At 46.2% G+C, this 25,910-nt stretch carries 24 protein-coding genes and 1 pseudogene; 12 read left to right on the forward strand and 13 right to left on the reverse strand.

The features are described from left to right. Positions 1-63: 63 nt before the first annotated feature. The 3 genes from ACP2WE_RS01130 to ACP2WE_RS01140 are packed head-to-tail and all read right to left on the reverse strand — an operon-like array spanning position 64 to position 2,631. On the reverse strand, positions 64-510 hold the full coding sequence (locus ACP2WE_RS01130; RefSeq protein WP_425213766.1) for a QcrA and Rieske domain-containing protein: 447 nt from the start codon (positions 508-510) through the stop codon (positions 64-66). A 45-nt stretch (positions 511-555) separates the two neighbouring features. Continuing rightward, a complete protein-coding gene (locus tag ACP2WE_RS01135) occupies positions 556-1,698 on the reverse strand; it encodes an ABC transporter ATP-binding protein (RefSeq protein ID WP_425213767.1) in 1,143 nt (380 codons plus the stop codon). Positions 1,699-1,743: 45 nt separating this feature from the next. Continuing rightward, positions 1,744-2,631, reverse strand: a complete 888-nt coding sequence (locus tag ACP2WE_RS01140; protein WP_425213768.1) for a M48 family metallopeptidase — start codon at positions 2,629-2,631, stop codon at positions 1,744-1,746. Between the two features lie 209 nt (positions 2,632-2,840). Between ACP2WE_RS01140 and ACP2WE_RS01145 the strand changes: the two genes are divergently transcribed. The 8 genes and pseudogenes from ACP2WE_RS01145 to ACP2WE_RS01180 all read left to right on the forward strand — a co-directional run. After that, positions 2,841-3,884: a pentapeptide repeat-containing protein gene (locus ACP2WE_RS01145; protein ID WP_425213769.1), complete on the forward strand. Its 1,044-nt coding sequence runs from the start codon at positions 2,841-2,843 to the stop codon at positions 3,882-3,884. Positions 3,885-4,134: 250 nt separating this feature from the next. Beyond that, on the forward strand, positions 4,135-5,550 hold the full coding sequence (locus ACP2WE_RS01150; RefSeq protein WP_425213770.1) for an efflux RND transporter periplasmic adaptor subunit: 1,416 nt from the start codon (positions 4,135-4,137) through the stop codon (positions 5,548-5,550). A gap of 135 nt (positions 5,551-5,685) precedes the next feature. After that, the gene (locus tag ACP2WE_RS01155) at positions 5,686-8,346 is read left to right on the forward strand and encodes a tetratricopeptide repeat protein (RefSeq protein ID WP_425213771.1); all 2,661 of its coding nucleotides are present in this window, start codon (positions 5,686-5,688) and stop codon (positions 8,344-8,346) included. 6 nt (positions 8,347-8,352) lie between these two features. Further along, a complete protein-coding gene (locus ACP2WE_RS01160) occupies positions 8,353-9,708 on the forward strand; it encodes an ABC transporter permease (protein WP_425213772.1) in 1,356 nt (451 codons plus the stop codon). Positions 9,709-9,884: 176 nt separating this feature from the next. Beyond that, positions 9,885-10,550 (forward strand): ABC transporter ATP-binding protein, encoded by a 666-nt coding sequence (locus ACP2WE_RS01165; RefSeq protein ID WP_425213773.1) that lies wholly within the window; start codon positions 9,885-9,887, stop codon positions 10,548-10,550. A 78-nt stretch (positions 10,551-10,628) separates the two neighbouring features. Further along, positions 10,629-10,961, forward strand: coding sequence for a DUF433 domain-containing protein (locus tag ACP2WE_RS01170; protein WP_425213774.1), 333 nt, complete (start codon positions 10,629-10,631; stop codon positions 10,959-10,961). After that, positions 10,933-11,268, forward strand: a complete 336-nt coding sequence (locus ACP2WE_RS01175; protein WP_425213775.1) for a DUF5615 family PIN-like protein — start codon at positions 10,933-10,935, stop codon at positions 11,266-11,268. The genes ACP2WE_RS01170 and ACP2WE_RS01175 overlap by 29 nt, the downstream gene beginning before the upstream one ends. Positions 11,269-11,289: 21 nt before the next feature. After that, positions 11,290-11,370: pseudogene (locus tag ACP2WE_RS01180) on the forward strand (macrolide ABC transporter ATP-binding protein); the annotation flags it as partial. 7 nt (positions 11,371-11,377) lie between these two features. Here the strand turns inward: ACP2WE_RS01180 and tilS are convergent. The 3 genes from tilS to ACP2WE_RS01195 all read right to left on the reverse strand — a co-directional run bounded on the left by tilS (position 11,378) and on the right by ACP2WE_RS01195 (position 14,356). After that, the gene (gene tilS, locus ACP2WE_RS01185; RefSeq protein WP_425213776.1) at positions 11,378-12,415 is read right to left on the reverse strand and encodes a tRNA lysidine(34) synthetase TilS; all 1,038 of its coding nucleotides are present in this window, start codon (positions 12,413-12,415) and stop codon (positions 11,378-11,380) included. Positions 12,416-12,533: 118 nt separating this feature from the next. Beyond that, entirely contained in the window at positions 12,534-13,217 is a 684-nt protein-coding gene (locus ACP2WE_RS01190; RefSeq protein WP_425213777.1) for a hypothetical protein, read from the reverse strand. 50 nt (positions 13,218-13,267) lie between these two features. Further along, positions 13,268-14,356 carry a hypothetical protein gene (locus ACP2WE_RS01195; protein WP_425213778.1) on the reverse strand — a complete coding sequence of 363 codons (1,089 nt, stop codon included), beginning with the start codon at positions 14,354-14,356 and terminating at the stop codon, positions 13,268-13,270. Between the two features lie 632 nt (positions 14,357-14,988). Here ACP2WE_RS01195 and rpsJ point away from each other — a divergent pair. From rpsJ to ACP2WE_RS01210, 3 genes are all read left to right on the forward strand, one after another. Continuing rightward, positions 14,989-15,306 carry a 30S ribosomal protein S10 gene (rpsJ, locus tag ACP2WE_RS01200; protein ID WP_015164464.1) on the forward strand — a complete coding sequence of 106 codons (318 nt, stop codon included), beginning with the start codon at positions 14,989-14,991 and terminating at the stop codon, positions 15,304-15,306. A 166-nt stretch (positions 15,307-15,472) separates the two neighbouring features. Beyond that, positions 15,473-16,519, forward strand: a complete 1,047-nt coding sequence (locus tag ACP2WE_RS01205) for an MBL fold metallo-hydrolase (protein WP_425213779.1) — start codon at positions 15,473-15,475, stop codon at positions 16,517-16,519. Positions 16,520-16,562: 43 nt separating this feature from the next. Next, positions 16,563-17,444, forward strand: a complete 882-nt coding sequence (locus ACP2WE_RS01210; protein WP_425213780.1) for a M23 family metallopeptidase — start codon at positions 16,563-16,565, stop codon at positions 17,442-17,444. 123 nt (positions 17,445-17,567) lie between these two features. Here ACP2WE_RS01210 and ACP2WE_RS01215 read toward each other — a convergent pair whose 3' ends face one another. Further along, the gene (locus tag ACP2WE_RS01215; protein ID WP_425213781.1) at positions 17,568-20,108 is read right to left on the reverse strand and encodes a bifunctional diguanylate cyclase/phosphodiesterase; all 2,541 of its coding nucleotides are present in this window, start codon (positions 20,106-20,108) and stop codon (positions 17,568-17,570) included. 510 nt (positions 20,109-20,618) lie between these two features. On the opposite strand from ACP2WE_RS01215, the gene cobA reads away from it, so the two are divergent. After that, positions 20,619-22,262 carry a uroporphyrinogen-III C-methyltransferase gene (gene cobA / locus ACP2WE_RS01220; RefSeq protein WP_425213890.1) on the forward strand — a complete coding sequence of 548 codons (1,644 nt, stop codon included), beginning with the start codon at positions 20,619-20,621 and terminating at the stop codon, positions 22,260-22,262. Between the two features lie 41 nt (positions 22,263-22,303). Here cobA and aroF read toward each other — a convergent pair whose 3' ends face one another. The 6 genes from aroF to ACP2WE_RS01250 all read right to left on the reverse strand — a co-directional run bounded on the left by aroF (position 22,304) and on the right by ACP2WE_RS01250 (position 25,890). Continuing rightward, a complete protein-coding gene (gene aroF, locus ACP2WE_RS01225; RefSeq protein ID WP_425213782.1) occupies positions 22,304-23,362 on the reverse strand; it encodes a 3-deoxy-7-phosphoheptulonate synthase in 1,059 nt (352 codons plus the stop codon). Positions 23,363-23,449: 87 nt separating this feature from the next. After that, positions 23,450-23,944, reverse strand: a complete 495-nt coding sequence (locus ACP2WE_RS01230; RefSeq protein WP_425213783.1) for a hypothetical protein — start codon at positions 23,942-23,944, stop codon at positions 23,450-23,452. A gap of 20 nt (positions 23,945-23,964) precedes the next feature. Further along, positions 23,965-24,507 carry a PAM68 family protein gene (locus ACP2WE_RS01235; RefSeq protein ID WP_425213784.1) on the reverse strand — a complete coding sequence of 181 codons (543 nt, stop codon included), beginning with the start codon at positions 24,505-24,507 and terminating at the stop codon, positions 23,965-23,967. Next, complete coding sequence (rpsO, locus tag ACP2WE_RS01240) at positions 24,508-24,777, reverse strand: 30S ribosomal protein S15 (RefSeq protein WP_330481693.1); 270 nt, start codon at positions 24,775-24,777, stop codon at positions 24,508-24,510. A gap of 322 nt (positions 24,778-25,099) precedes the next feature. Beyond that, complete coding sequence (locus ACP2WE_RS01245) at positions 25,100-25,234, reverse strand: DUF8629 family protein (RefSeq protein WP_330481692.1); 135 nt, start codon at positions 25,232-25,234, stop codon at positions 25,100-25,102. 278 nt (positions 25,235-25,512) lie between these two features. Then, the gene (locus tag ACP2WE_RS01250; protein ID WP_425213785.1) at positions 25,513-25,890 is read right to left on the reverse strand and encodes a hypothetical protein; all 378 of its coding nucleotides are present in this window, start codon (positions 25,888-25,890) and stop codon (positions 25,513-25,515) included. Between the last annotated feature and the right edge of the window lie 20 nt (positions 25,891-25,910).

Here is a 25,910-nt window from a genome sequence, read left to right on the forward strand (position 1 = left end):
TTTACCTCCGATCTAGATCGGGCTTCTGCTGGATCTAGATTCGGAGATCGCTATGCATACAGTTTATTTAGAAGCAATCAAAACTTGACCATTTTCCACTTTCACGGCATAGGTTGCTAGGTGTTCCTTAGCAGGTGTTTTACGAACGCTGCCATCAGGGCCAAATACTGCTCCATGGCAAGGACAAACAAACTCGCCACCTTTCCAATCTACCGTACAGCCCTTATGGGTACAAGTGGGATTGACGGCTAAGGGTGTAGTAGGATTGCTGCGATCGCGAACGACTAAAACACTCTCTGCTTTGATTTGCCCCTCTTTTTCTAGTTGTGCTATGGTTCCCACAGCGCGAAAACCACTTTTAGGCGCAGAGGTAGGCGCAGAGGTAGTTGCAACAGCCGTAGTTTGGGATGGGGTTGTTGCTTGTTCGTTGGAGCAAGCGGTTAGTAGGGTAGGAACCCCACTAAAAAGCCATCCAAGCCCAAACCAAGAGAGTACTTTACGACGATTCATAATTGTTTCTGATTTTTAGATAAGTTTTTCATTGTAGGGGAGAAATCATGCCAATCTGATTCCTGTTTCGGGAGCAAATAGGAATAGATCGTCAGAACTGAAAGAGACACCTATCAGGTCTTTCGACGCAGGTATTGACGAAAGAATTCGAGAAGAAGTGGAACGGATTTTGATTTGTAGGACTTGCGAAGGATCGTCAGGCAGACAAGCCCGAATCAGTGTTTCACTTCCCAATGGTTCCACAATTACGACACGTAAAGTTAGTAATATAGAACTACTGCCATTGGGTTGGGACGCATCCTGCAAGGAATCACTTTCCAAAGGAACTAGATTTAGGTTTTCTGGTCGAATTCCAATCAGAACCTTTTGACCTTGCGCCGATTGTAGCAGCGATCGCCATTGTTCGGGACAGGTGAAGTTCTGTTCGCCAATCGTAAGTAGTTCGTCTTGATAGATGGCTGAGATCGCATTCATGGGTGGACTGCCTAGAAATGTCGCAACCATAAGGTTTTGGGGCTGATAGTAGATTTCCGCAGGTGTGCCAATTTGCTGAATTCTGCCACGATTGAGTACGACAATTCGATCGGCGAGGGTCATCGCTTCTGTCTGATCGTGGGTGACATAAATCATCGTAATGCCCAATTTTTGATGCAACAGCTTCAGCTCAGCACGGGTGTCATCGCGCAATTGGGCATCGAGATTTGATAGCGGTTCGTCTAACAAGAATACCTGCGGTTCGCGGGCGATCGCGCGTCCTAAAGCTACCCGTTGTTGTTGCCCCCCCGAAAGTTGAGTCGGCTTGCGTTTTAAGAGATGCTCGATGCTGAGAGATTTTGCCACTGCCAGAACCCGATCGCTGATTGTATTAGGGTCAGCCTTACGCATCTTTAGCCCAAATGCAAGGTTCTCTGCCACGGTCATATGTGGATAGAGGGCATAGTTTTGAAACACCATCGCCACATCTCTCTGACGAGCAGGCATATGATTGACCGAGCGATCGCCAATCGTGATATTACCTACTGTTGGTGTCTCTAACCCCGCAATCATGCGTAAAATCGTAGACTTGCCACAGCCCGAAGGCCCTACAAACACCCAAAACTCACCATCGGGAATATTGAGGTTGATGTCTTCGATGCCATCAGAGCCTGCCCACCGCTTTGCAATTTTCTCTAGCTGTACCTGCGCCATGGTGAAAATCTGTTACCAGTTGAAACATTGGTGAATATTCAATCATTAACGATAGCGCGATCTCCAGATACGTTGATATTCGCGATCGTTTAAGCCACCACCCGCACTTGCCAAATTATTTTGGCGAATTTGTTCGTTCAGGGCATTAATGCGATCGGGTGTTGCAGGGTGGGAATTTAAAAAGTCAGGTGTCCCACCTCCCGAATTCATCAGCTTTTGCATAAAGGCAGGCATAGCTTGAGGTGCAAACCCCGCACGAGAGATCGTCAATAGACCACGTCGGTCAGCATCAAACTCATCTTCGCGACTTAGGGGTAGTTGTAAAGCCAATTTCGCTCCCAATCCAACGAGTTGGTCGTTCTCAACACCGATCGCTGTAGCAATTCCTTGGGTAATTGCAGCTTGCTTCATTTGTTCTAAAGAGTGGCGACCACCAATATGTCCCATTTCATGGGCTATTACACTGGCTAGTTGGGCAACATTGTCTGCCGCCGCGATTGTCCCTGTGTTGATATAGACAAAGCCTCCCATCGTAGCGAAAGCATTAATGCCATTATCGTCAACAACTTGAAAGGTGTAGGGAATGTTGGGCCGATCGCTATTGGGCACGAGCATTTCACCTAACCGTCTAACCAATCGATTGGCATTGCGATCTCGACTAATTGGAACTTGGCGAGAGATTTGAGCATTGATCTGGCGACCGAGATTCACTTCATCATTATCAGAGACATTAGAAAGCTGAATCACTTGGATTGCCGAGGGCAAGATCCGAAATAAGTCCCCAAAATCAAGCGCGATCGCCGAACTCGGACTTAAATTAATTGCCAATAGGGTGGTCAGTAGACAAGCGATCGCAAACCGCTGATAACGCCGCAGCCCACCCATGATGAATTGCCGTGCAAACTTGATTAGAGATGTAAACCAGTTACTCACCACAATTACCTCAAAGCTTAGTTAATGTTGTTTTAAAAGTACGCTACAAGTTATGACCAATAAAGCCTATGGCTTTGACCAAGGCACATAGGTTTTTTGTCCACTTTAGACATATTGGACTTTTGTTCCTATAGAAAGGTTCCTACCTGTACACTCATTGTAGTACTGCCATAATCAAGTCACAGCATATTGCTACCTAAAATTTAGCTATGGATGCCAATGAATTGTTGAGCCGATATGCCGCAGGGGAAATGGACTTTAGTGGAGCCGATTTCAGCGGTTTACGTCTTGGCGGAGCCAATCTCAGTCGAGCAGATTTACTAGATGTAAACTTTGCCAAAGCCTATTTGCACAGTGCTGCGTTTATTTTCTCCTGTCTAACCCGTGCCAATCTCCGGGGTGCTACATTAATCGACGCAAAATTTAGCGGTGCTAATTTAAATTTGGCGACGTTGAGTACGGCAAATTTAAGCAATGCTGATTTGCATGGGGCGATGCTTCAAAGTGCCAATTTGTTTGGTGCAAATTTAACGCTCGCTAACCTTATGGATGCCAATTTAATTGATGCCGATCTGCGAGCAGCCAATCTCAGTGGAGCAAATCTAGCAGGGGCTTGTATGCGTGGGGCAAACCTGCGCCAAGAGAGAAGTATGAGCGAGCAACAAGGCATGGAGGTGAAACGGAAACGTAATATCAGCGATCTGAGTAACGCAGATTTACGCATGGCCGATCTCAGGGGGGCAAATCTCACAGGAGCCGATCTGAATAAATCAGACCTAAGAGGCGCAAATTTACAAGAGGCTACCTTGAGTGGCACAAATCTTACAGAAGCGAAACTAAATGGGGCTAACCTTAAAGGGGCTTTTTTATCTGAAGCAAATCTTAGCTATGCATCTCTAACGGGTGCAATTATGACAAACACGAAGTTAGAACGTGCAATCTTAGTAGGTGCCGATCTCTCAGGCGTAAGTTTAAATTCTTCGGTAATGCCTGATGTCAAAGCCAGTCGCATCAAGCTCAAAGGCGCAAATCTTACAGATGTAAAGCTGACGCGTGCAGACCTGAGTCGCGCCGATATGAGTGGTGCAATCTTGATCGGCGCTAATCTAATCGAAGCCTATTTAGCCAGAACGAATCTAAGTGATGCCAATCTAACAAACGCATTGCTCAATCGAGCCGAACTAAGCAGTGCCAATTTAGCTGGGGCAGAATTGCAAGGTGCAACCATGCCCGACGGTAAGGTACATAGCTAAAACTTTTCAACAGGAAACATATGACGAAAGTCATGTATCATTTGTGGCATTTGTTGGATGTCAAATCTCTAGCAATCATCTAGGATCCCTTGGATGGTTGAGCCAAAAGTATAAGCTTGAGGCTTGAAATTCAATTTGAACGAAATCTTGATAGAAACCGTCTAAAGTCAAGGGGGTCGATCTTAACTATATACAACCTCTTAACTGGCAAGATGGGTTACAAGTTTTACCGTAAACATAGGCAGGCTCGATGATTGAACAAGATCTAAATCCACAACAAGAGCAAGAAAGCAAAACGGTGCTGGATCGAAATCCTAACGATCGCGATCTGGATGCCCCCCCAGCCAAGCCCAAGCGGAGATTTCCGATTCAGCGGACATTGATTGCGTTGCTTGTTTTAGGTGCGATCGGGGCAGGTGGATTTTATGTGTTTCAAACCTATATTTCGCCACCTATCCGCGAGACTCGAACTGTTGCCGTAAAGCGGGTTAGCATTCCAATTACAGTGCCAGCCAATGGCACGGTTCAGCCTGAGATGTCGATCAACGTCAGTCCCAAAAACTCAGGTCGTCTCAAGAGTCTGTTAGTCAAGGAAGGCGATCGCGTAACGCAGGGGCAAATCCTAGCCTATATGGATGATTCCAATCTACAAGGGCAATTGCTCCAAGCCCAAGGACAACTCACTGCCGCCGAAGCCACTGCCCAAAAACTGCGTGCGGGTAATCGCGAGCAAGACATTGCCCAAGCTCAGGCAAGCGTGACCTTAGCGCAAGCCGATTTGCGTCAAGCCGAACTCACTTTTCAACAAAACCAAGCACTCTATAACAGTGGCGCAATTTCGCAAAGAGACTTTGAGAACTCTCGCGCCACCCGCGATGCCAATCGAGCCAAGTTAGCGCAAGCACAACAAGCTTTGTCGCTACAACAGGTGGGTTCGCGTCCTGAAGATATTACTCAGGCAGAGGCACAGGCGATCGCAGCGCAGGGATCTCTACTGACGATTCAATCGCAAATCGAAGATACGATAATTCGCGCTCCCTTTAATGGCGTTGTGGCGCGTAAATATGCCGATCCAGGGGCATTTGTTTCCCCTGCAACATCAGGTAGCTCAGTTTCTTCAGCAACCTCTTCTTCGATTTTGTCACTGGCGAGTAATAATCAAGTCGTAGCGAATGTGGCGGAAACGAACATTGCTCTAATCAAGATAGGGCAAGAGGTAACAATTCAAGCAGATGCCTATCCCGGACAAACATTCAAGGGAAAAGTAACGCAGATCTCACCTCAATCAACCGTAACTCAAAATGTCACCAGTTTTGAAGTAAAAGCTGCCATTGTTTCGGAGAACAAACAGCAACTGCGTTCGGGCATGAATGTAAATATGGAATTTAAGGTAGGGAAACTGGACAATGTGCTGGTTGTGCCTACGGTCGCGATCGTTAGGAAAGTAGAAAAAGGCGTATCGGTGACAGGGGTTTATGTTAAGAACGAAAGTGGAGCATCTGTGTTTACCCCCATTGTCATAGGCATAACGTCTAACGATAAAACCGAGGTCAAATCAGGTTTAACGGGTAATGAAAACATCCTAATCTCGTTCCCTGAAGGAATGCGTCCCCAAACCAATATTCCCGTTGGCGTACCGGGAATGCAGCCATCGCGAGGTCGCTAAGGGTTAGCTAAGGGTGAATAGTGAATGTATAGTAAATGACATGATTCTGTAAGTTTGGTAGCATTACGAATTGTTTCATCCCCTCGATCGATTCGCTATCCAGACTACCTCTCTAAATAACTGCGATCGCCTTCTATGAACTCTTGGATTCTCTATGGTCTAGCTGTTTACGCCCTCCTGATTGGGAGCAACTATCTGATTGTCTATCAAAGGCTCTTAAAGATAGTACTTCAATATTCATCCTACGAGCAGATTCAAGCCGAAGATATACCACCTGCCTTTATCGATGTGTTTCAGATTCAGATTGCAGAATTAGAAGCGATGGGCTTTGAGTTTTTAACCTATCTAAAGTTAAGCCCTAGCATTCCACTCAGCCCAAATCCTACCTATGGCATACTGCTTTGTCATCCTGAGTATCACACCTATGCTGAAGTTTACTTTCGCCACCTTGCTGACCCTGCGAACCTATTTGATGTGGAGCTTTATAACCGCTTTGAGGACGGGACAACCCTATTGACCATGAGTGGGAAAGCTTATGGACTCATCGGCGATCTTCCCGACACGACGGTTTGGGATCCCTATGCAGTATCTATGGAGTATCAATGGCAAAGTCATTGTGACAAGGTAAGAGAGATTGGTAAATCATCAAGGACACTGACACTTGCTGAGTATATTGAAGATTTAGAAGTTAGAGGGAAGCGTTATATCGATCGCCTCCTAGAACGGCAACAAATTTCGCTGGTTCCCGACAAAAAGAAGACTCAAGCATCATCTCAGCCTAGGTTTCAATTAAACTGGAAGTTTGCATGGCATCATGCGATTAAGCTCCGAAACGGCAACAGTAAAGCCGTTGCCATGCTCAAGAAACGGGCAGAGTTAGCTAAAGAGAATCCTAGCCTGCGGGTTGAGGTTCCAATTGAGCTAGAAATCGAGGGTTTCGATCGCATGCAGCAGGTCGAACAGGGAAGTATAAAACGCGGTTTCGGTATTTGGATATTTGTCGGCAGTTTAGTTGTCTTCCTGATTTCGTTTTTGCCATGGTTCCCGAATGCTAGTGGGCTCCTCGTGTTAGTCGCTGTACTGTTTTTTCACGAGGCTGGACATTGGCTGGCGATGCGACTCTGCGGCTATACGAATACATCCGTATTTTTTATTCCACTGTTTGGGGCGGCGGCGACGGGTCGCAAACATGATGCTTCCGTCACAGAACAATTTATCGTTTTATTGGCGGGTCCCTTACCAGGATTGTTAATTGGCTTAGGTCTGGCATTTGGTCTATCTCAAGGTGCGATCTATCCTCAATGGCTGACGGAAGCGATGTGGATGGCGATCGGGCTCAATTTTGCCAATTTACTGCCGATTTATCCGCTCGATGGGGGCAGAATTGTCGATTTATTGATGTTCTCACGCTATCCATTTACTGATGTCATCTTTAAGGTGATGGCAGTGGTGCTTTTCCTGTTTATTGCAGTCATGGATCGGACGGGAGGTTCTCTAATTGGGGCAATTGGCGTTGTCGTTGCGCTCTCGATTCCCAATAGTTGGCGCAGTGCCAAACTCGTAGCGAGTATTCGCAAGCAAGAGCAATTGCAAAAGGAAAGCGATTTGCCCGCCTCAAACAGGCCCCAGAATAAAGCCCAGAATCCCAGCCAACAGGAACTGCTCGCACAGATCTATGACGCCATGCGATCGCTGAAATTTAGCGACCTTACCTTTTACAAGCGCTACAATCTCGCGAAAGGCAGCCTACAACGCTTTCAAAATGTCCGATCGCGTCGATTTACCAGATTTAGTTTGGGCATCGTTTATCTAATCTGCTTGCTGGGAATGCCGATCGCCGCAATCGCGAAGTTTGGCAATACTTTAATCCCCTATGCCGAACTTGGAGAATTTAAAAAGGCGAAGCAACAGGCGAATCGTTATCAAAAAAAGATGTACGAGCAGAAGTTGGCTTTAGCAAATCAGATCCTTGCCGCCAATCCCAAAGATCGTCAAGCCTATCTCGACCGTGGTAATACCAAGTTAATCATTCAAGATTACAAGAATGCGATCGCTGACTATACAAAAGCGATCGAACTCAATCCTCAAGATGGTGATGGATACGTGCTGCGGGGAAGTGCGTGGATATCCCTCAAAGACGATCGAAATGCACTCAAGGACTTTGACGCCGCCATCCGTTTAAATCCTAAAAACTTACTTGCCTATGAGGGACGAATTCAGTTGTTTTACGGGCAGCAAAAGTTTCCTGAGGCGCTCAAAGCGATCGACGATCTACTACGTATCGACCCTAATAATATCGATGCCTACGATATGCGAGGTTCCCTGCGGCAAATGCTAGGTGACACGGTAGGAGCAGAACAAGATACTAAAACGGCTGTGTTACTTTCCAAACAACAGGGTACGGACGAACCTACCCAAAAATCTTTCCTGCTCTCTAAAATAGAGACTGCGAATGCTTTGATTAAAGGCGATCCTACCGATCGCAAAGCCTATCTCGATCGCGGTGAAGCCTACCGTCAACTCAAACAATTTCAAGCTGCTCTTGACGATTTTAGCAAGGCGATCGCGCTCTATCCCAAAGATCCGACGGTTTATCTGCAACGAGGACGCACCTATATCACCACAAAAGACAATGACAAAGCGATCGAAGATGCCGATCGGATCCTCGCGATCGATCCTCAAAATATCGAAGCCTATGGCTTGCGCAGCCAAGCCAAAAAAAATAGTGGAGATGAGGAGGGGTTTAAGGCAGATATCCAAAAAGTTATCGAAATCAGAAAGCAACTTTATCAGTAATTCCCTATGCTCAAACTGTTAAAACCAAAATCATCAAAGATGCCCGATCGCTTTCCCGACCTGCCGCGATCTCGTAAAATCTCAGTCTCCCTCAGCGAAGTCCTAGCGATGGCGATCGAATCCCTTTGGAGCAATCGACTGCGAACAGCACTAACCATGTTGGGTGTGATTATAGGTATTGCTTCCGTAATCTCTATTACCTCTGTAGGGCAAGGCGTGCAAAAGTCTACGGAGCAACAGATTCAAGCTTTAGGTTCCAATTTGCTTTTGGTGACATCTGTATCTTCCAGAACAGGCGGCATCAGTTCAGGGGTCAACACTTCAACATTAACGTGGGAAGATGCCAAAGCGATCTCTAAACAAGCTCCTGCGGTAATAGGACATACGGTTTACTTGCAGCGTCAGACACAGGTAGTTTATGGCGAAGAGAACACATCTACCCAAGTTCAAGGTACAGATTTAAATTTCTCGGAAGTTCGCAATATCAATCCTCAAGAAGGAAGATTTTTTAGTCAAGAAGAATTTGATACAGCAGCGGCAGTTGTGGCTTTAGGCACGAAAGTGCGAAATGATTTATTTTGTAGACCGATACAAGATGAGATCTATAACAGAAAAGTGCGTGATGACTTATTCTGTCGTCAAACAATTGGACAGGACGTTCGCATTCAAGGTTATCGCTATCGAGTGATTGGTGAAATGGAATCTAAGGGAAATACGGGAGGACAAGACCAAGACGATCGCGTCTACATTCCTCTCAAAAACATGTCAGCTCGGATTGTCGGCAATAATTCGCTCTCAGGAATCTCGATCAGTGGCGTATGGCTGAAAGCAAGCGATGAAGAACAGTTATATGATGCCCAATTTCAGGTAACGAACTTACTCCGCCTCCGCCATAATATTCGCGCACGTCAACCTGATGATTTTCGGATTACTAACCAAGCCGATATTATCAGCACCTTTACGAACATTGTGGGCTTATTTACGGTCATGATCGGTGCGATCGCGGGGATATCCCTACTCGTTGGCGGCATTGGCATTGCCAATATCATGCTAGTTTCCGTCGTGGAACGGACGCGAGAGATCGGCATTCGCAAAGCCGTGGGCGCAACCAAACGCGCAATTCTCAACCAGTTTCTCACCGAGGCAGTGATTGTCTCTTGCTTTGGGGGCACGATTGGCATTGTATTTGGCATTGCGATCGCCTTTGGCGCAGCGACAATCTTTAACTTTCCCTTCATTGTTTCAGGATTATCCGTCGTGGTTGCCTTTGGTCTATCAATGTTGGTGGGACTAATCGCAGGCGTCGTTCCCGCTCGTAATGCCGCTCAGTTAGACCCTATTAACGCTTTACGCAGCGATTGATTAAGAAGACCCCTCCCTAACCCTCCCCTAAAAGGAGAGGGAACTAAATTTCCAATCTCCCCCCTACCCTGCGGGAAGTCGTTTCGCGGCTAGGGCAAGGGGGGATTAAGGGGGGTAAAAGCAGGGATTTATGTTAGGTGGCAATCCTTCACAGAATAGTTATAGGAGAATAGAATATGATTGAGATGGAGAGAATTACTAAAACCTATCGCTTGGGTGAAGTCGATGTTCCAGTTTTGAAGCGGATCGATCTATCCATTGCTGAAGGAGAATATGTAGCGATTATGGGTATGTCAGGCTCTGGCAAATCTACCCTGATGAATATCATCGGCTGTCTAGATCGCCCCTCTACAGGTCGCTACCTCTTAGAAGATAGAAATCTTACCAGCATGGATGATGACGAACTCGCCTACATTCGCAATCGCCGTATTGGGTTTGTATTTCAGCAGTTTAACCTGCTGGCGCGTTCCACAGCCCTTGAGAACGTGATGTTACCGATGATCTATGCCAGCGTGCCTAAAGCGCAACGCCGCAAACAAGCCGCCGAAGCCTTGACAATGGTGGGTTTAAGCGATCGCATGAGCAATCGTCCCAGTCAACTTTCGGGAGGCCAGCAGCAACGGGTAGCGATCGCGCGGGCTTTGGTCAATCGACCTGCACTGGTTCTTGCCGATGAGCCAACGGGAGCCCTAGACACCCACACTTCTCAAGAGGTGATGAAATTACTCACCGAACTGAACGATCGCGGCATCACCATCGTAATTGTCACCCACGAACCCGATATCGCCGCCCAAACCAAACGTATCATTCGCGTGCAAGATGGATTAATTACCTCAAGTTAAAAATAGGCTAGAATCGGTAAATCTTGATCGATTTTTTTAAAATTATGGAACTAAGTACTCAAATATAGGAAGAAAATAATGAAGGTCACACTTGAACGTTATATTGAGATTGCGCCTGAGATTCGCGGTGGTAAACCACGCATTGCTGGTAGACGTATCACGGTTGCCGATGTAGCGATCGCTTATCTACGCTTGGGACAGTCACTCGAAGAAGTTGCCGTAGAATACGATCTCACTTTAGCAGAAGTGTATGCTGCGATGTCGTTTTATTATGACAATAAAGAGGCTATTGATCAGAGTATTCAAGCTTCTGAAGCTTTTGCAGATTCCCTGCGTCCTATTTATCCTTCTGTTTTGCAAGAAAAAATCAAAGTATTAAGGAATGTCAGAACGGATTCGTTACCATCTTGATGAAAATGTCAATCGTGCGATCGCTCAGGGTTTGAGGAGCGCTGGAATTGATGTTACCACTCCACGAGAGGTCGGGTTACTTGGCAAAAGTGATATGGAACACTTGATGTTTGCGAATACTCAAAAACGAATTCTTATCACCCATGATGACGATTTGTTGGTGATAGCGCATCATGGTCATGAGCATCATGGAATTGCTTATTGTCGTAAAGATGCTCGTTCTACTGGCAATATTATCAGAACGCTAATATTGCTTTATGAAGTTGCTTCTTCTGACGAAATGATGGGCAAAATAGAGTATTTGTAATTTGCTTAGGTACTCTCACAGGTGAATAGACCTGCACGGGTTCTCGCGGATGAGCTAACTGGAGCCTTTGACATACAAACTTCCCATGAGGTGATGGAGCTCGCGATGCTTATTCCTGCTTGAGCAAAATCCACGGATGCTCTACTTCTGCAAATATTCCACAAGCCAAGAGTTCGCTACGAGTACGGTTCTGCGCTGCGATTAAATGCATAAATTTTTCGATTTGGTCAAAATTGGTTTGGTGCGGCAGATGTTGATTGAGAAATTGTCGGATGATTCGACGCTGCAAAGCTATGGGCTGTGCTTGTAATCGCACGCGATCGACCCGAGGTGGAAAATCCTCTCCAGATTTAGCTTCCAGATTTACATCTTGATGGAATTCTATAGGCATGTTGTGCCAAAACTGAGCGGCTTGTTGCTCTAGATAAGCAACATCTTCCTGTAAGATTTCTGCCGTTTGTGCCAAGGCTTTTTCTAGCTGAGGATTAAAGTGCTGGCACAGATAGGGAATCAGTTCTTGGCGAATGCGGTTGCGGCGATAGGTGAGACTGTCATTAGTACTATCTAGCCAGATTGGTAGCGCCATCTCTTGGCAAAACTGGGCAGTTTGATCGCGGCTGATATCGAGCAAAGGTCTGACGAGCTGGATATTTGGGGTTAAACTCCGCCGCCATCTTAGAGATGCTAATCCATCTGCCCCACTCCCCCGCATCAGATTATATAAAACAGTTTCAGCCCGATCGCTTTGTGTGTGTCCTGTAACGATATATGCACAGGCAGCGACTTCTGCCATTTCTACCAGCATGGCATAACGCCATGTCCTCGCCTCTGCCTCATTGCGAAGTGGGGTTTGGGCAGTCCGTAGATAAAAAGGCAAGCCCCAACCCTCGGCAATTTTTTGCACATGTTGTGCATTTGCCGTTGAGTCTGGACGCCATTGATGGTCGCAGTGCGCGATCGCGAGTTGCCATTGCCACTTAGGTTGCACGAGCAAAAGTAACTGCGCCAAACACAGCGAATCTTGCCCCCCTGATACAGCAATCAGGATCTTTGCGCCTTGCGGTAAGAGGCTAAGCGGCGATTCTTTGCAGGATGCGTCCCGCCGCAGCGATCGGTTTAATTTCGCTCGTAGCAATTTACGAATCATTCAGCATTCAGTTATCCCTACTGCGATCGTACCAAGAAGGTAATTAGCTATTTGCTATTCGCTCTTAGCCATTAGCCTTTTGAAACTGTTAACTGACAACTGTTAACTGACAACTGAATTATCCGATCGCCCCTCTCAAATTGCGTAACGTCTCACTAATTGCTTTAAAATCCGAATTTTGAGCAAGTGCCGCTAAAACTTGAGGGCTGCTCTCATCAATGATGAGGTTATAGATCGCGATCGCCTTAACCAGTTTGTCAGTATTGACGTTTACCGTCGTGCTTGAGGCAGTCGGTACAACATCAGCTACTAGGGGATTTACGCCCAGTACAGACAATGACCTAGTTTGTCTAGAGAGCAAGCCAGATCCGCTATCTAACACAGACACAGGTAAAGTTTGCAATCTGCTAGAAGTCGTTGTAGTTTCGCTCAGCAATCCAGCTAAAACTTCGAGCAGTGCAGCTGAGGATTCAGAAGAAATGCCTAAGCTCTGAAATAACTTTGCCAACTGTGCCTGATCGCTGGGAGTAGGACTTACCAAAAACCTAGCGAGTAATTGCGAATTTGCCCCACCTGCCCGTAACTCGGCCAATTTCGCTTGGGCAACTTCTTTGAGCTTGGCTAAAATCAGCGGATCGCTGAGTAAACCTCGAAATCCAGGGGTGGTGGTTAAACTAGAAAAATTTTGAATGACTGGCTCTGTTCCCGCACGAACTGGTAAGACAAATAAGGTATTTGCCAACGTCCCAAATAGCGTTCCAAGGCACAAGCTAACAGCAAAACGTAAAGATAGTTTTTTCATAGTGCGATCGACCTAAGCTAAATGAATTCAAAAGTTAGGTGTATTACAACCTAAAAGCGAGGTGAGAAATTAAATCCGTAGGTAAGCCCCAGGATAAATTGCGATCCAGCAGTACTACTATTCCCAATATCAGAATAGATCGCATTAATATTTAAAGGAATAGAAGGACTAGGGACAAAAGATAGCCCGACATTTAAGCCTTGTCCTGTCCAACCCGTGCTAAGTGCAACTTGGGGGTGTAACTGGACACCAACGCTACCAAATACTCCTACTCCACCAGTAGTTTTTTGCAGTGACTCTGGACGATAGACACCGCCACCCACACCGACTGAAACCGTCACAGGGAAATTATATTTGGGATCTTCAGGTCTTAACAAAAATGCACTGGTTACAACACCATAAACCGAAGAGGGGGTTCCGCCTGCATTCGACCCATAGTTAGCGAAATTTGTCCAGCCCACAGCCGCTGCAACTTGCAGACGATCTGATTCAAATACCATGCGGTGCAATTTGAGATCAAACGTACCATTTGAGGCAAAGTTACGAATGCTGGTTAGGTTATAGGTAGCTTCTACACCAACCGCTTTGCGCGAGTCACCCACACCCGCCCCGATCGCAAAGCTACCATCAACCGTATCGCGCGCTTTGCCTGCGGTAGCGCCAAATAGCCCCAAATAGACATCCCCAAGGTTTGCCCCAAATCCACTTGGAATGCCCCCAGGGCTAGAGCTAGGAAAATAAACATTGGCAGGAGAACCAAACTTAGCATCTCCGTCTAAGGGTGGGATTTTTAAGTCTTGACGCAGCCTGTTTGTCTCTTCTGGGTTAGGGCTGTCTGTCTGGGCTAAAAACTGCTGGGTATCGCCAAGCCTGCGGGAATTGGGGTCTACGTAATTTTCATTTGCAGGGTTAACCTCTTGTCCAACCTCTAAATCGGGAACTGCTGATTTAGAAATGTTGAGCTTAATCGTGGGTGAAACTGGTATAGCTCCTGATGTCACGCGATCGCTAGGCTTTGAATTATTTACCCTATTTCCATTGTGTTTAAGGGCAGATTGGGCATGGGCTTCTAAAGCACCATACATAGATACAAGTCCCACAAATGTGAGGGACAAGCCACTTTTGATCAAGAATTTCATTGTGCTCTCCTCAATAGCCGCAAGGCTTATCTCAATTAACCAAGTTGTTTTACGCAGCCGAGACTCAACACACAATGCTTGAAATAAGCAAAAAACAGGCGCTAAAAAACGTTAGCTTCTGTTCTCTTTGCTAGTTTTTATTTTTAGAACACTCAACACAAAATGCTTTTGTACAAGGAGAAACTTCGACGATATAGATAGTTTCTTGGATGTTACCTTGTATCTAGTTTGGTAAGGGAGAAATCCTTAAATACTTCGCTTAAAGATTTACTTTGGAATTTTATTTTTGCCACCCTTGGCTACCCCTTACACTTGCTACAAAAATTGATTAACTATGACTTTTGTAGTAAAAAACACTCAACTCTACACCATTTTATCACGAAATAAGATTATTTCATGTTGACAAAATCGGTTTGCGTGGAGCCGACACTTATGTATTGCATCGCAGTGAGGATAAAACTTGAAATTTCATATTTTGGCGCACAAAATGCGATCGCGCTAAACGGCTAAGGCTTTCATAGGGTTTGCGAAATCTGATCGTAATTTTGAACACATAATTGATAAGCAGTGATAGAATCAGAAACGCTGACAAATTTACTAAAGCATCCCTACACATACTGAGAAATACTGCTGTGGCAACTCTACAACAACAAAAAATCCGAATTCGCCTCAAAGCCTTTGACCATCGCTTGCTCGATGCCTCATGCGAAAAAATTGTGGAAACAGCGAATCGCACCAATGCTGCTGCGGTTGGCCCTATTCCTTTACCTACTCGCCGTCGTATTTACTGTCTATTGCGATCGCCTCACGTAGACAAAGATTCGCGGGAGCATTTTGAAACCCGTACTCATAGTCGCATCATTGATATTTACCAACCTTCTGCAAAAACGATCGACGCTCTGATGAAGCTAGATTTGGCAGCAGGCGTAGATATCGAAGTAAAACTATAAGCAACTTTAGGCTCTTAAAGGTTTGGGGTTGTTATCCACAATTCTGAGCCTGCCAAATATTTAAATCCAAATTTATTAAGCTATTGGCTGCGGTCAGTAGCTATTTTTTGTTTATCGTTTAAACTACTGAATATCATCCTTAACAAATGGCTCAAAGTGGTGTGCGATGTTTAAGATCAAAATAAAGATCAAATATTTTTTGGTGGTTTTGCTGGCAGCGATCGCTACGTTTCTGGGGATTGTTGGTAGTCACAGCTATTCCGAGGCAAAGGCAAACGCCAATTTTATAGCAGCCACAGCAGGGCAAGATGTATTTATGCAGCCACCCGCACCCGTGGTGATGGCAGAGGCTCGTGTAGACAATCCTAGTTTGCAAAAAGCGGGTCTAACTTTGGAAGAAGTGGGGCAGGGGATCTATTCCCTCGTGGCAAGTACTGACTTTCCACCCCAACCTGGTCTAGCAATCTGTAATGCGGGGATTGTAATTGGTAGTGATGGGGTTCTGATTATTGATGCATTTCAAAGTGAAGAGTTAGCTCAGCTGGTTTTTTCTACGGTTAAGACCCTGACCGACAAGCCCGTCAAGTATGTTTTAAACACGCACTACCACTTTGACCACACAGGTGGAAACCTCGTGGCTTCTAAACTGGGAATCCCGATTATTGGTCGCGGTGTGATTCGTGAATATATCCAAAGCGGCAGACTGCAAACCTCTGGGGTCATACCCCCTACGGTGATTGTGAACAGTCAAACCGATATTTGGCTAGGCGATCGCCAAGTCAGAATCGAACGTGTTGATGGTCACTCAGCAGGAACAGATCTAGTTGCCTACGTCCCTGATGCCAAAGTGCTATTTACAGGTGACATGCTATTTAACAAGCGCATTCCCTTTACAGGTGACTCCGATATTCGCCAGTGGCAAGGAAGTTTATATCGCTTGATTGCTACCTACCCCGAAGCAAAGGTTGTACCAGGACATGGCCCGATCGCAGATGTGAGTGCCTTACAAACACAACAAGCCTATTTCAGTACGCTAGAACGCACTGCCTTAGAGTGGAAAGCTCAAGTCTTGAGTAAAGAGCAGGCTCTGAGCAAGTATGCGAGGATTCCCGACCCCTATCAAGGCTATAAGTTTCAAGCACTCTATACGGGCAATCTCGATAGTGCTTACGAACAATTTACCCGTAGTGCCACAATTCCGCTGATTCCATAATTTCATCTTTCTCACACACCCGTAGCCAAGAGGCTCAGAATGTATGCTCAGACTAAAACTTAAACCCCTGTTTCTGATGGTATTGAGTCTGGTTGCCATTGCGATCGCGGTGGTGGCAGGAGTTCCTAAAGCGGAAGCCTTGCAAGCCGCTCTGTCTCCTGCCAACCCGCAATTGGGTGATACGGTCACTGTGTGGATCGCCACAAAGCAGCCCACAAACACGCCCCCCTCTGTAACGATTAATCAAAAGCAATATCCTACCTTTCTGGTTGCTCCTAAACGTTGGCGTGCTTTTATTCCGACGACACCGCTAGATCGGGTGGGCGATCGGCAGGTGCGGGTAGTTGCCGAAGGATTGCAACAGGTGTTGACCTTGCGATTACTCGATCGAAATTTTCCCACGCAAAGCATCTGGCTTGACGACAAGGCAGCCGCTCTAGATGTCTCTGACTACGAATACGAGCGCGTGTCAGCATTTAAGAAACTTGTGACCCCGCAAAAATTTTGGCAGGGTGCCTTTCTGCGACCGAATGATGGTCCTGTAACCTCAGGGTTTGGTGTGCGCCGCTATTACAATGGTGTGTTTGCCAATGACTATTACCATCGGGGTGTTGACTATGCAGGGGATACAGGCTCGGCAGTTATTGCTCCCGCTGCAGGGCAAGTAAGGCTTGTTGGTACTGTCGCCCAAGGCTTTCAGTTACATGGAAATACGATCGGCGTCGATCACGGTCAGGGCATTGCCAGTATTTTTCTTCACCTGAGCCGCATTAATGTGCGTGAGGGAGATTTTGTAAAGGCTGGGCAGGTAATTGGTGCAGTAGGTTCTACGGGTGCTGCTACTGGCCCTCACTTACATTGGGGTTTATATGTAAATGGGGAGTCGATCGATCCTGTCCCTTGGCGAGAAAAGGGTTTGCAGTAGCGATCGGGAATCATCTATGAATCCTGTAGGATAGCCGAGACGGCTGTCTATAATGTCAGGCATCTTGCCTGACCCACAAAAATCTTATGAATTAATTTGGGTTCAGTGCTGAAATTTCTGCACTTAAATTTCAGCGCTAAGGATTTTTTCGATCGCTTCGACGGGTAAGGGTGCGGCAAATAAATAGCCTTGTACCTGTTCGCAACCGATCGATTGCAACTGTTCGAGTTGCTGCGTTGTCTCTACGCCTTCCGCAATCACGTTCATATTGAGTTTGTGGGCTAGATCGACGATCGCTTCAATAATCTCGCGGTTCTCCCCATTGACACCGAGGCGATCGATAAAGGAGCGATCGATTTTAATTGTATCCAGTGGGAAATTATGCAGATAACTCAACGATGAGTAGCCTGTGCCAAAGTCATCAAGGCTGAGTTTAATTCCTAGGGCTCTTAGTTGCTGCAAAAGACTGCTCGTTTTGACGACATCTCCCATGATCGTGCTTTCCGTGATTTCTAACTTGAGGTTGCGCGATGGTAAGCCTGTCTCTTCTAAGACTTGACAAATCTGTTCTAGGAGATCGGATTGGAAAAATTGCCTACCCGACAAGTTCACGCTGATTTCCATCGTTTGGGTCGCAGGAAATTTACTTTGCCAGGCGTACATTTGACGGCAGGCTTCTCGCAGTACCCAGATGCCTAAACGCACAACCATCCCTGTTTCCTCTGCTGTCGGAATAAATCGATTGGGGATGATAAATCCCAAGGTGGGATGCTGCCATCGCACTAAGGCTTCAAACCCGCCGATCTGACCTGTAGTGGTGACCACGATCGGCTGGTAATAGACGACAAATTCCGATCTTTCGAGGGCATGTCTGAGATCGGTTTCTAGCTTTAACTGCTCGATCGTGCGTGAATGCATGAGTTGGTCGAATAACTCATAGCGGTCTTTTCCTCGGGCTTTGGCATGGTACATGGCAATGTCGGCATCTCGAATATAGCTCTCAGGAGATTTATTGCCTAAAGTGCTCAAGACAACACCAATACTGGTATTGACAAAAATTTCATAGCCATTGAGGTCGAAAGGTCGCTTCAGCGCGTGAGCAATTTGCTCGGCAACTTGAATCGCCCGATCGCGGTTGGTAATATTTCTCAGCAAAATGGTGAACTCATCGCCCCCAAATCGAGCCAAGGTGTCATCGGAGTCAAGGCAAGATTTTATTCTTGCAGCTACTTCTACAAGTAAGCGATCGCCGACAAAATGCCCCAAACTATTATTGACGAGCTTAAAACTATCGAGATCGAGAAACAAGACAGCAAATACATGGGCCGGATCTTGCTCAGTCCGCTCAAACGCAGCTTGCAATTTTTTCATAAATGCGGTGCGATTGGGTAACCCCGTTAGGTCATCGCGATCGGCGGCATATTGCAACCTAGCGAATGCCTCTTGAATCTGTACTGCCATGCGGTTGAAAGCCTTAGCCAATCGCCCTAATTGATCGGAACCAGCACGGTTTTCAGGTACACGTTGCTGCCATTCGCCTTGAGAGAGGGCATCAGCCGCCTCAATCATTTGTAAAATTGGCTGCACGAGCGATCGCGATGTCAGCCATCCTAGGCTCACCGATACAATCAGTGCCAAAAAGCAAAGTAGAATCGTCATTTGGGTATTGGCATGAATCTGTGCCATAAAGTCATCCTCAGGGACAACCACCACAATTAGCCAATCAATGCCAAGGCGATCTCGTAAAGGAGTAACTTGGGCAAACTGACGCTTGCCCTCACTCTCAAACGTAAGTTGAATGGCGCGATCGGGCGAGCTACTATTGAGGATTTCCGCTTCTAATTTTTGTGCTGCGGCTCGAATCAGAGGATTTTCACTTTCTGTTGCCTTAATTCGAGCAGTTTGTTCGCCGTTAATGATAAATACTGGATCTTGCGTCGATGTACTCACTAACATGCCATCGCGCTCGATGATGAAGGTTTGCCCTGACTGCCCAATTTTGATGTCTTGCAAAAATTCATTGACCTGCAAAAACATAAAGTCAGTACCCAGCACACCTGTAAGGTTACCCGCGCGATCGTAGACAGGCTGAACCGCCGTAATTCCCAAGCCTTTGGTGACAAAGTTACGGTAGATCTTTGTCCAACCAGGTTTATCAAACGCCACCGCAGCTTTATACCAAGGGTGCATCCTCGGATCGAATTTAGGAATGACATCGACAAGTTGGAGGCGATCGCCGAGCGGACTCGCCATGAAATAGTTAATATTGCTATTGGTCGAGCGATCGACCAGACCAACCTGTACTTCCCCACTGGGCAAGCGTCGTGCTGTAAAAAACTCGCCCTTGGTATTGCCAAAGAAATGAAAGCTAATCTGAGGAAATGTTACGACTTGTTTCCAAAAATGACGACCACGGATGCGATCGTTCTCTAGATCGAGTTGTCCCGTCGCGATCGCATTCGCAGTAATTTGATTCACCAATGGTGGAATCTCAATGTAAGCGAGTAGTCGCTCTTGAATCCTTGCTGTTACCTCGTTGCGCAATTTTGCCGCCACCTCATTGACAGCTTTCTGTCCATTCTGTAGGGATAACCAACCTGTTAAACCTACTGCAACGACAATTTGCAGAACAAAGGGTATGACCAAAATCGAGCGTAATGACAATATTTCCCCCTATATTGTTTATATTCTCACTAATAACACTTAGCAGCTAGCTCTCAAACATTATCACGTCCGTATACTGACACCAAATATGATGCACGCAATAATTCTATAGTTATATCAAATCCCAAAGCTACAACGAGATTGGAACTTATCCAACTATACTGACATGAAGCGCTTAGCCCAGTGGTGGTAGTAAGTCTCTATCTATAAAACTTCTAAAACTATTCCGATCGGCATATAGCGATCCTTAATTGTTTGTGAGCGTAGTAAGAGCTGAAAGCCCTTGCAGGCAGGATACCTGCGCTACAAATGCATTAAAACTCAGTTAGGATTGCTATAGATGAAAGCCTACTTATTGGAGTCAAGAATTGGGTAAATGATGATGGATAGAAATCATTCTTAACTTTAGAGCCTATGATTGCAGTCAATCCCAGTCATTCTTATCCCGAGCAAAATCCCAGTAATGGAACTTCGCCCGATCGCGAAATTTGCGAAAAACTAGCTCCTTTCATGGAGAATTCATCTTACTTAACCCCAGTATTAGGGAAGGTATTTATTATTGGCGCGGGAATTGGAGGTATCGAATATTTAACCGTCAAAGCCCATCAACTCCTCTCTCAGGCTGATGTCATCATCTATGACGCCCTAGCGGATGAATCGCTATTACAACTTGCCTCCCCATCTTGCCGTCTGATATCCGTAGGGAAACGGGGTGGTCAAGCTTCCATTCGGCAAGCGGATATCAATCAGATCCTGATCGAACAATGCCAGCAAGGGAAGCAGATCGTAAGGCTCAAGAGTGGCGACCCTTGGGTGTTTGGGCGTTCGGTTGCTGAGATTCAAGCGCTTTATGAGGCGAAATGCGAATTTGAGGTGGTGCCTGGGATTTCTAGTGCGATTGCTGCGCCACTTCTAGCAGGTATTCCGCTCACTGATACGGAATCCAGTCCTTGTTTTGCCGTGCTGACTGGACATGACTTGGAGCTTCTGCCGTGGCAGGCATTACATCAGATGCCTACGTTAGTGATTCTGATGGGAACGCTGAATCTGAGACTGATATTGGATAAACTTCTGGCTGGTAAAGTTGCTGAAACACCGATTGCGATCGTGCAGTGGTGCGGCAGACCCGAACAACAGATCTGGATAGGAACGCTAGCAGATATTCTCACGAAATTACCCGATCGTTCCCTCTCACCATCGGTGATTGTGGTGGGGGATGTGGTGCAATATCACACTTGGATATTTAGACAGAATCCGTTTAAGCAGACAATGATGCAGGACAATGAAAAGCTAAATATCAACGACATGCCCATGGAAATGCAAACCAATCAAAAATCATTGCCATTGCAGGGTAAACGCATTCTTGTCACCAGAGCCGCAGGTCAGTCTAGCCAATTTACAGAAATGCTGACCAGTCAGGGAGCAGAAGTTCTGGAAATGCCCACCCTAGCAATTTTACCGCCGACGAGCTGGTCAGCCTTAGATGGCGCGATCGCTAACCTCGAAAACTACGATTGGCTGATTTTAACCTCTGCAAATGCCGTAGAGAGCTTCTTTGAACGGTTACGTCATGCTGGCAAAGATAGCCGATCGCTGCACAAACTAAAACTGGCAGTAGTCGGACAAAAAACAGCAGATATTCTAGGGAAATATGGCATTACTCCCGATTTGATTCCACCCAACTTTATTGCCGATGCCCTGATCGAAACGTTTCTCGAAAAATTTCCCACCATTGAGGGTACGCGAATTCTCTTTCCGCGCGTCCAGTCAGGTGGAAGGGAAATCTTAATCGAGCAGTTTAAACAGCACGGTGCAGCGATCGCTGCCGTTCCTGCTTACGAGTCAGGCTGCCCCACAGAAATCGATTCTCAGGCATTAAAGGCAATCCAAACTCAGCAAATTGATGTCATTAGCTTTGCCAGTTCTAAAACCGTAAAGCACTTTTGTCAGCTCCTTTCGGGTGTCGCAGCCACGGATATCTGGCAATCTTGGTTGTTGCCTGTGAAAATTGCCTCAATTGGACCGCAGACTTCTCTTACTTGCCGCGAACTATTGGGAAGAGTAGATTGCGAAGCAGAGGAATATACCCTAGAGGGGCTGACAGCAGCCATTACTAAGCTGGTGCAGGCTATCCCTATGAGGCAAGATGCCTGACCTACAAGGATTTCTATAACTCAGTCGGGATTGCAAGAGGTTTAAGCCAGAACCGTCTGACGTTGCCAAGAGCGACCCATGACTTCAGCGATTTTTGCCAATTCAGGAATGAGTTGGTCAAACTGCTCGGGGGTCAAGGATTGTGGCCCATCTGATAGCGCCTTTTTAGGATTGGGATGCACTTCAATCATGAGCGCATCTGCACCAGAGGCGATCGCGGCTTTACTCATAGATGGCACATAATCCGACCAACCCGTACCATGACTGGGGTCTACCATAATTGGTAGGTGGGTGAGCTTTCTAAGCACAGGCAATGCGGACAAATCGAGCGTGTTGCGCGTATATTCGCGATCGAAGGTACGAATACCCCTTTCGCACAAAATCACATTGGGGTTTCCTGCTGCCAAAATATACTCCGCCGCCATCAGCCAATCATCAATACTGGCTGCCATGCCGCGCTTCAGCAAAACAGGCTTATTTTGCTTACCAATTTGCTTGAGCAGAGAGAAATTTTGCATATTTCTGGCGCCAACCTGCAAGATGTCGGCGACCTCAGCGATTTTCTCGATATCGGGAGTATCCATCACCTCCGTGATAATGCCTAAACCACTTGCCTCTCTTGCCGTAGCCAACAGTGATAAGGCACTTTCTCCATGTCCTTGAAAAGCGTAGGGAGAGGTACGTGGCTTGTATGCACCACCTCTTAGAAAATGAGCCCCTGCTGCCTTTACCCGTTTGGCAACCTCGACAATCATCTCTTCGTTTTCGACGGAGCAAGGTCCAGCAGTAATCACGAGAGGATGATGTTCGCCAAAGTAAACATCGCCATTGGGGGTAGGGACAAGGATTTCGCTGGCTTCATTCTGACGATATTGCCGACTTGCCCGTTTAAATGGGCGCTCTACGCGCATAACGGACTCAATCCAAGGGCTGATTTCTGAAATACGGTTGGTATCTAGCTCTGCGGTTTCTCCAACCAGACCGAGCACAACTTTATGCTTTCCGACGATTTTTTCTGGAGAGAGTCCCCATGTGGATAGCTCTTCACAAGTACGATTAATTTCAACTTCTGGTGTGCCAACTTTCATCACGACGATCATGGCAAAAATTCCCTAAACAATAGGTTTTATATTGAGTCTTTATTGTAGGCGCTCTATCTGTCTGACTTCATCTATCCCACAGCCTAACTAACAGCCTGCATCCCCAACCACGGGAATTACGATCGCTGGTTCACCGATCTTTTTGACCCGAATTACGCCTTTGTCGATCGCAACGGACTCAATTTCGCCGAGTTTTCCCAGTGTAACTTCGACTTCTACGATAATTTTGCCATCCAAGCTCTGAAAGGTTTGAAAAGTCTTTTGTCCGTAAAAATCACTACCACGGGCTTTAATGCGTCTAAACTTGGCGATCTGCCCGTCGAGCATCATAAGCATGGGGCGTTTAGAATTATTGTCTTGATTTAAGCCATTAAAGAAAATATAGTTTCTTCGATCGGAATTTCTAGGCGTTAAGTTGGGTTTCCACAGCGTCATGCCACAACCGCCGCCGCCACTGGCAAAGAGTTGGTCAAGCGTAAATTCGCCGATCTCAGGGGGCAAGGCAAATACTGGAGTCGGAGTACCTAGGGATAGTAGCAAAAGCCATGCGATCGCTTTATTAATTTTGGATCGGGCTAACATTTGGCTTGCACCTAAAGTTTTTACTTAGTTTTGCCTTCCTGCTGGGTCTTTAGCTTTTGCTCGGCGCGTTGCTGCTTCCAAGCTTCTTTTAAATAGCCAAAGTTACGGCTAAACTCTTCGCCGCCCCACCAAGTGCCTACTCGGTTTTCTTCCCAAGAAGCGGATAGCACACCGTAACTCAGCCCCAAAACACCTAAGCCAAAGCAAAGCATACTTAACAGAACAACCGCTACATTAGGTAAATCTGCTAAATGCTTGATAACAATGATGTAACTGACAATAAAGATTGCAATCCCCAAAAATGTAGGGATACCACAAAAGAGAGCAACGCGGCGTGCAATCCGTTTGTTGACCTCTTGTGGGATACCTAAAGAATCATTCTTTGAGGTATTTTTATTTGTACCTTTGACATTCAAAGGTGCATTCTGAGCCTTAGCCACAGGCGGAGAAGCAGTAGCTTGACGTTCGGGCGCAGAACTGACAGGAGGCTTTTTTTCCTCCTTTTTCTTTTTAGCTCGGTTGCCCGGCTCAAAGGGAATGCGCTCTTCTGTCGGTTTAGCCACTTAGCCTCTCACCCCTAGCCTTTGAATGAGTGCCTTGTAGTGATCGCGATTTTCGTTGCGGATGTAGGCAAGAAGACGCTTACGTTGTCCAATCAGCTTTAATAAGCTGCGACGAGACGAAAAGTCTTTTGAGTGAATTTTGAGATGGGTGCTCAATTGATTGATCCTTTCGGTCAACATTGCCACCTGGACATCGGATGAACCCGTATCAGTAGGGTGTTTTTGGTATGCAGCGAAAATTTCCTGCTTGCGCTCTTGCAACAGTGCCATAGTGCAAATTTCTAGTTATTTCTAAGAATCGGAGTTTGGATATACTAGCGTATCACATTGCTAGATGTCAGCAACGAATGCTTTTACAGTTTTACCTGATATTTTCAATCCTATTGTAGGGTGCGATCGCGTAGCACCTCTTTGTCGCCCTCGGTTACAGTGAGAAATCTGCCCTTGGGGTCGCAAGAATGCAGAAAACAAAAATATAAAACCTAACGTTTTAAGTTAGGTTTCAAAGCGATCGGGGATTTATACGGATTGCGCGCAAAAAACTGCTTTTATCAGAAGCTATGGGCGTTTAACTCAAGTCTAGCGATCGAGTCTAGTGAGCCGAGCCGTTGCCGTGATACTTGTCTGTGTCATAAAAGCCATTACGCGTGCCAAAAAAGAGACAGCTAACGATGAAAGCACCTGTTAGGACGACGAGTATTAGCTTAAAGTCGAGAAGAGATTCCATAAAGTTACACGGCTACTTGAATAGGGTTTAACTGTACATATCCTAGCCTAAGCTCAGAATACTAATTTGTGTCATCAAGAACCTTTCTAAATCAAGGAATGCTAAAGAAGACATGACCTGAACGCATAGGGTTAAATTTAGAGGCGCAGAAAAGAATCTCCCAAACCCAATGTGCTTTTTAACAAAAAATTTACGATCGCGGAGGAAGTCCCACGTCCATTCAGGACAAGAAAATATTCTAAAGCCCAAGTCCTTACAACGATTTGGCATCACAGAGGCTATGGTGTCGTTGCTGGGACTACTCCCCTAGGTCTCATGGTTGGAGTAACCGTTCTTGGCTTACATTTGACATATGTTTGGGTGGGTAAAGTCGCAGGATCGATACTTATTGATCCAACAACCAAGGTTTTATAGTTGGCAGCCTTTTCAACGACAACCTCACCACAACTATTTGCTGATTTGTCTTGGCGCGTACCAGGCTTGTTTTGGGCATTTACGGTTCTGATTTGATATCGTTGCGTGGGTGTTAAACCTGTCACGATGACATGACCTTGGCTGGTTTTATAAGCTTCAGCAGCCGCGATTGCGCTATTCGTTAGTACTAAACCTGTGGCGATCGCAATTGTTGCGATCGCAGATCTGATTGATACATTCATGTTTTCCTCTTAAATACTGA

It is taken from the genome of Tumidithrix helvetica PCC 7403 (assembly GCF_965232925.1).
In the GTDB taxonomy this organism is placed as follows: domain Bacteria; phylum Cyanobacteriota; class Cyanobacteriia; order Pseudanabaenales; family Pseudanabaenaceae; genus Tumidithrix; species Tumidithrix helvetica.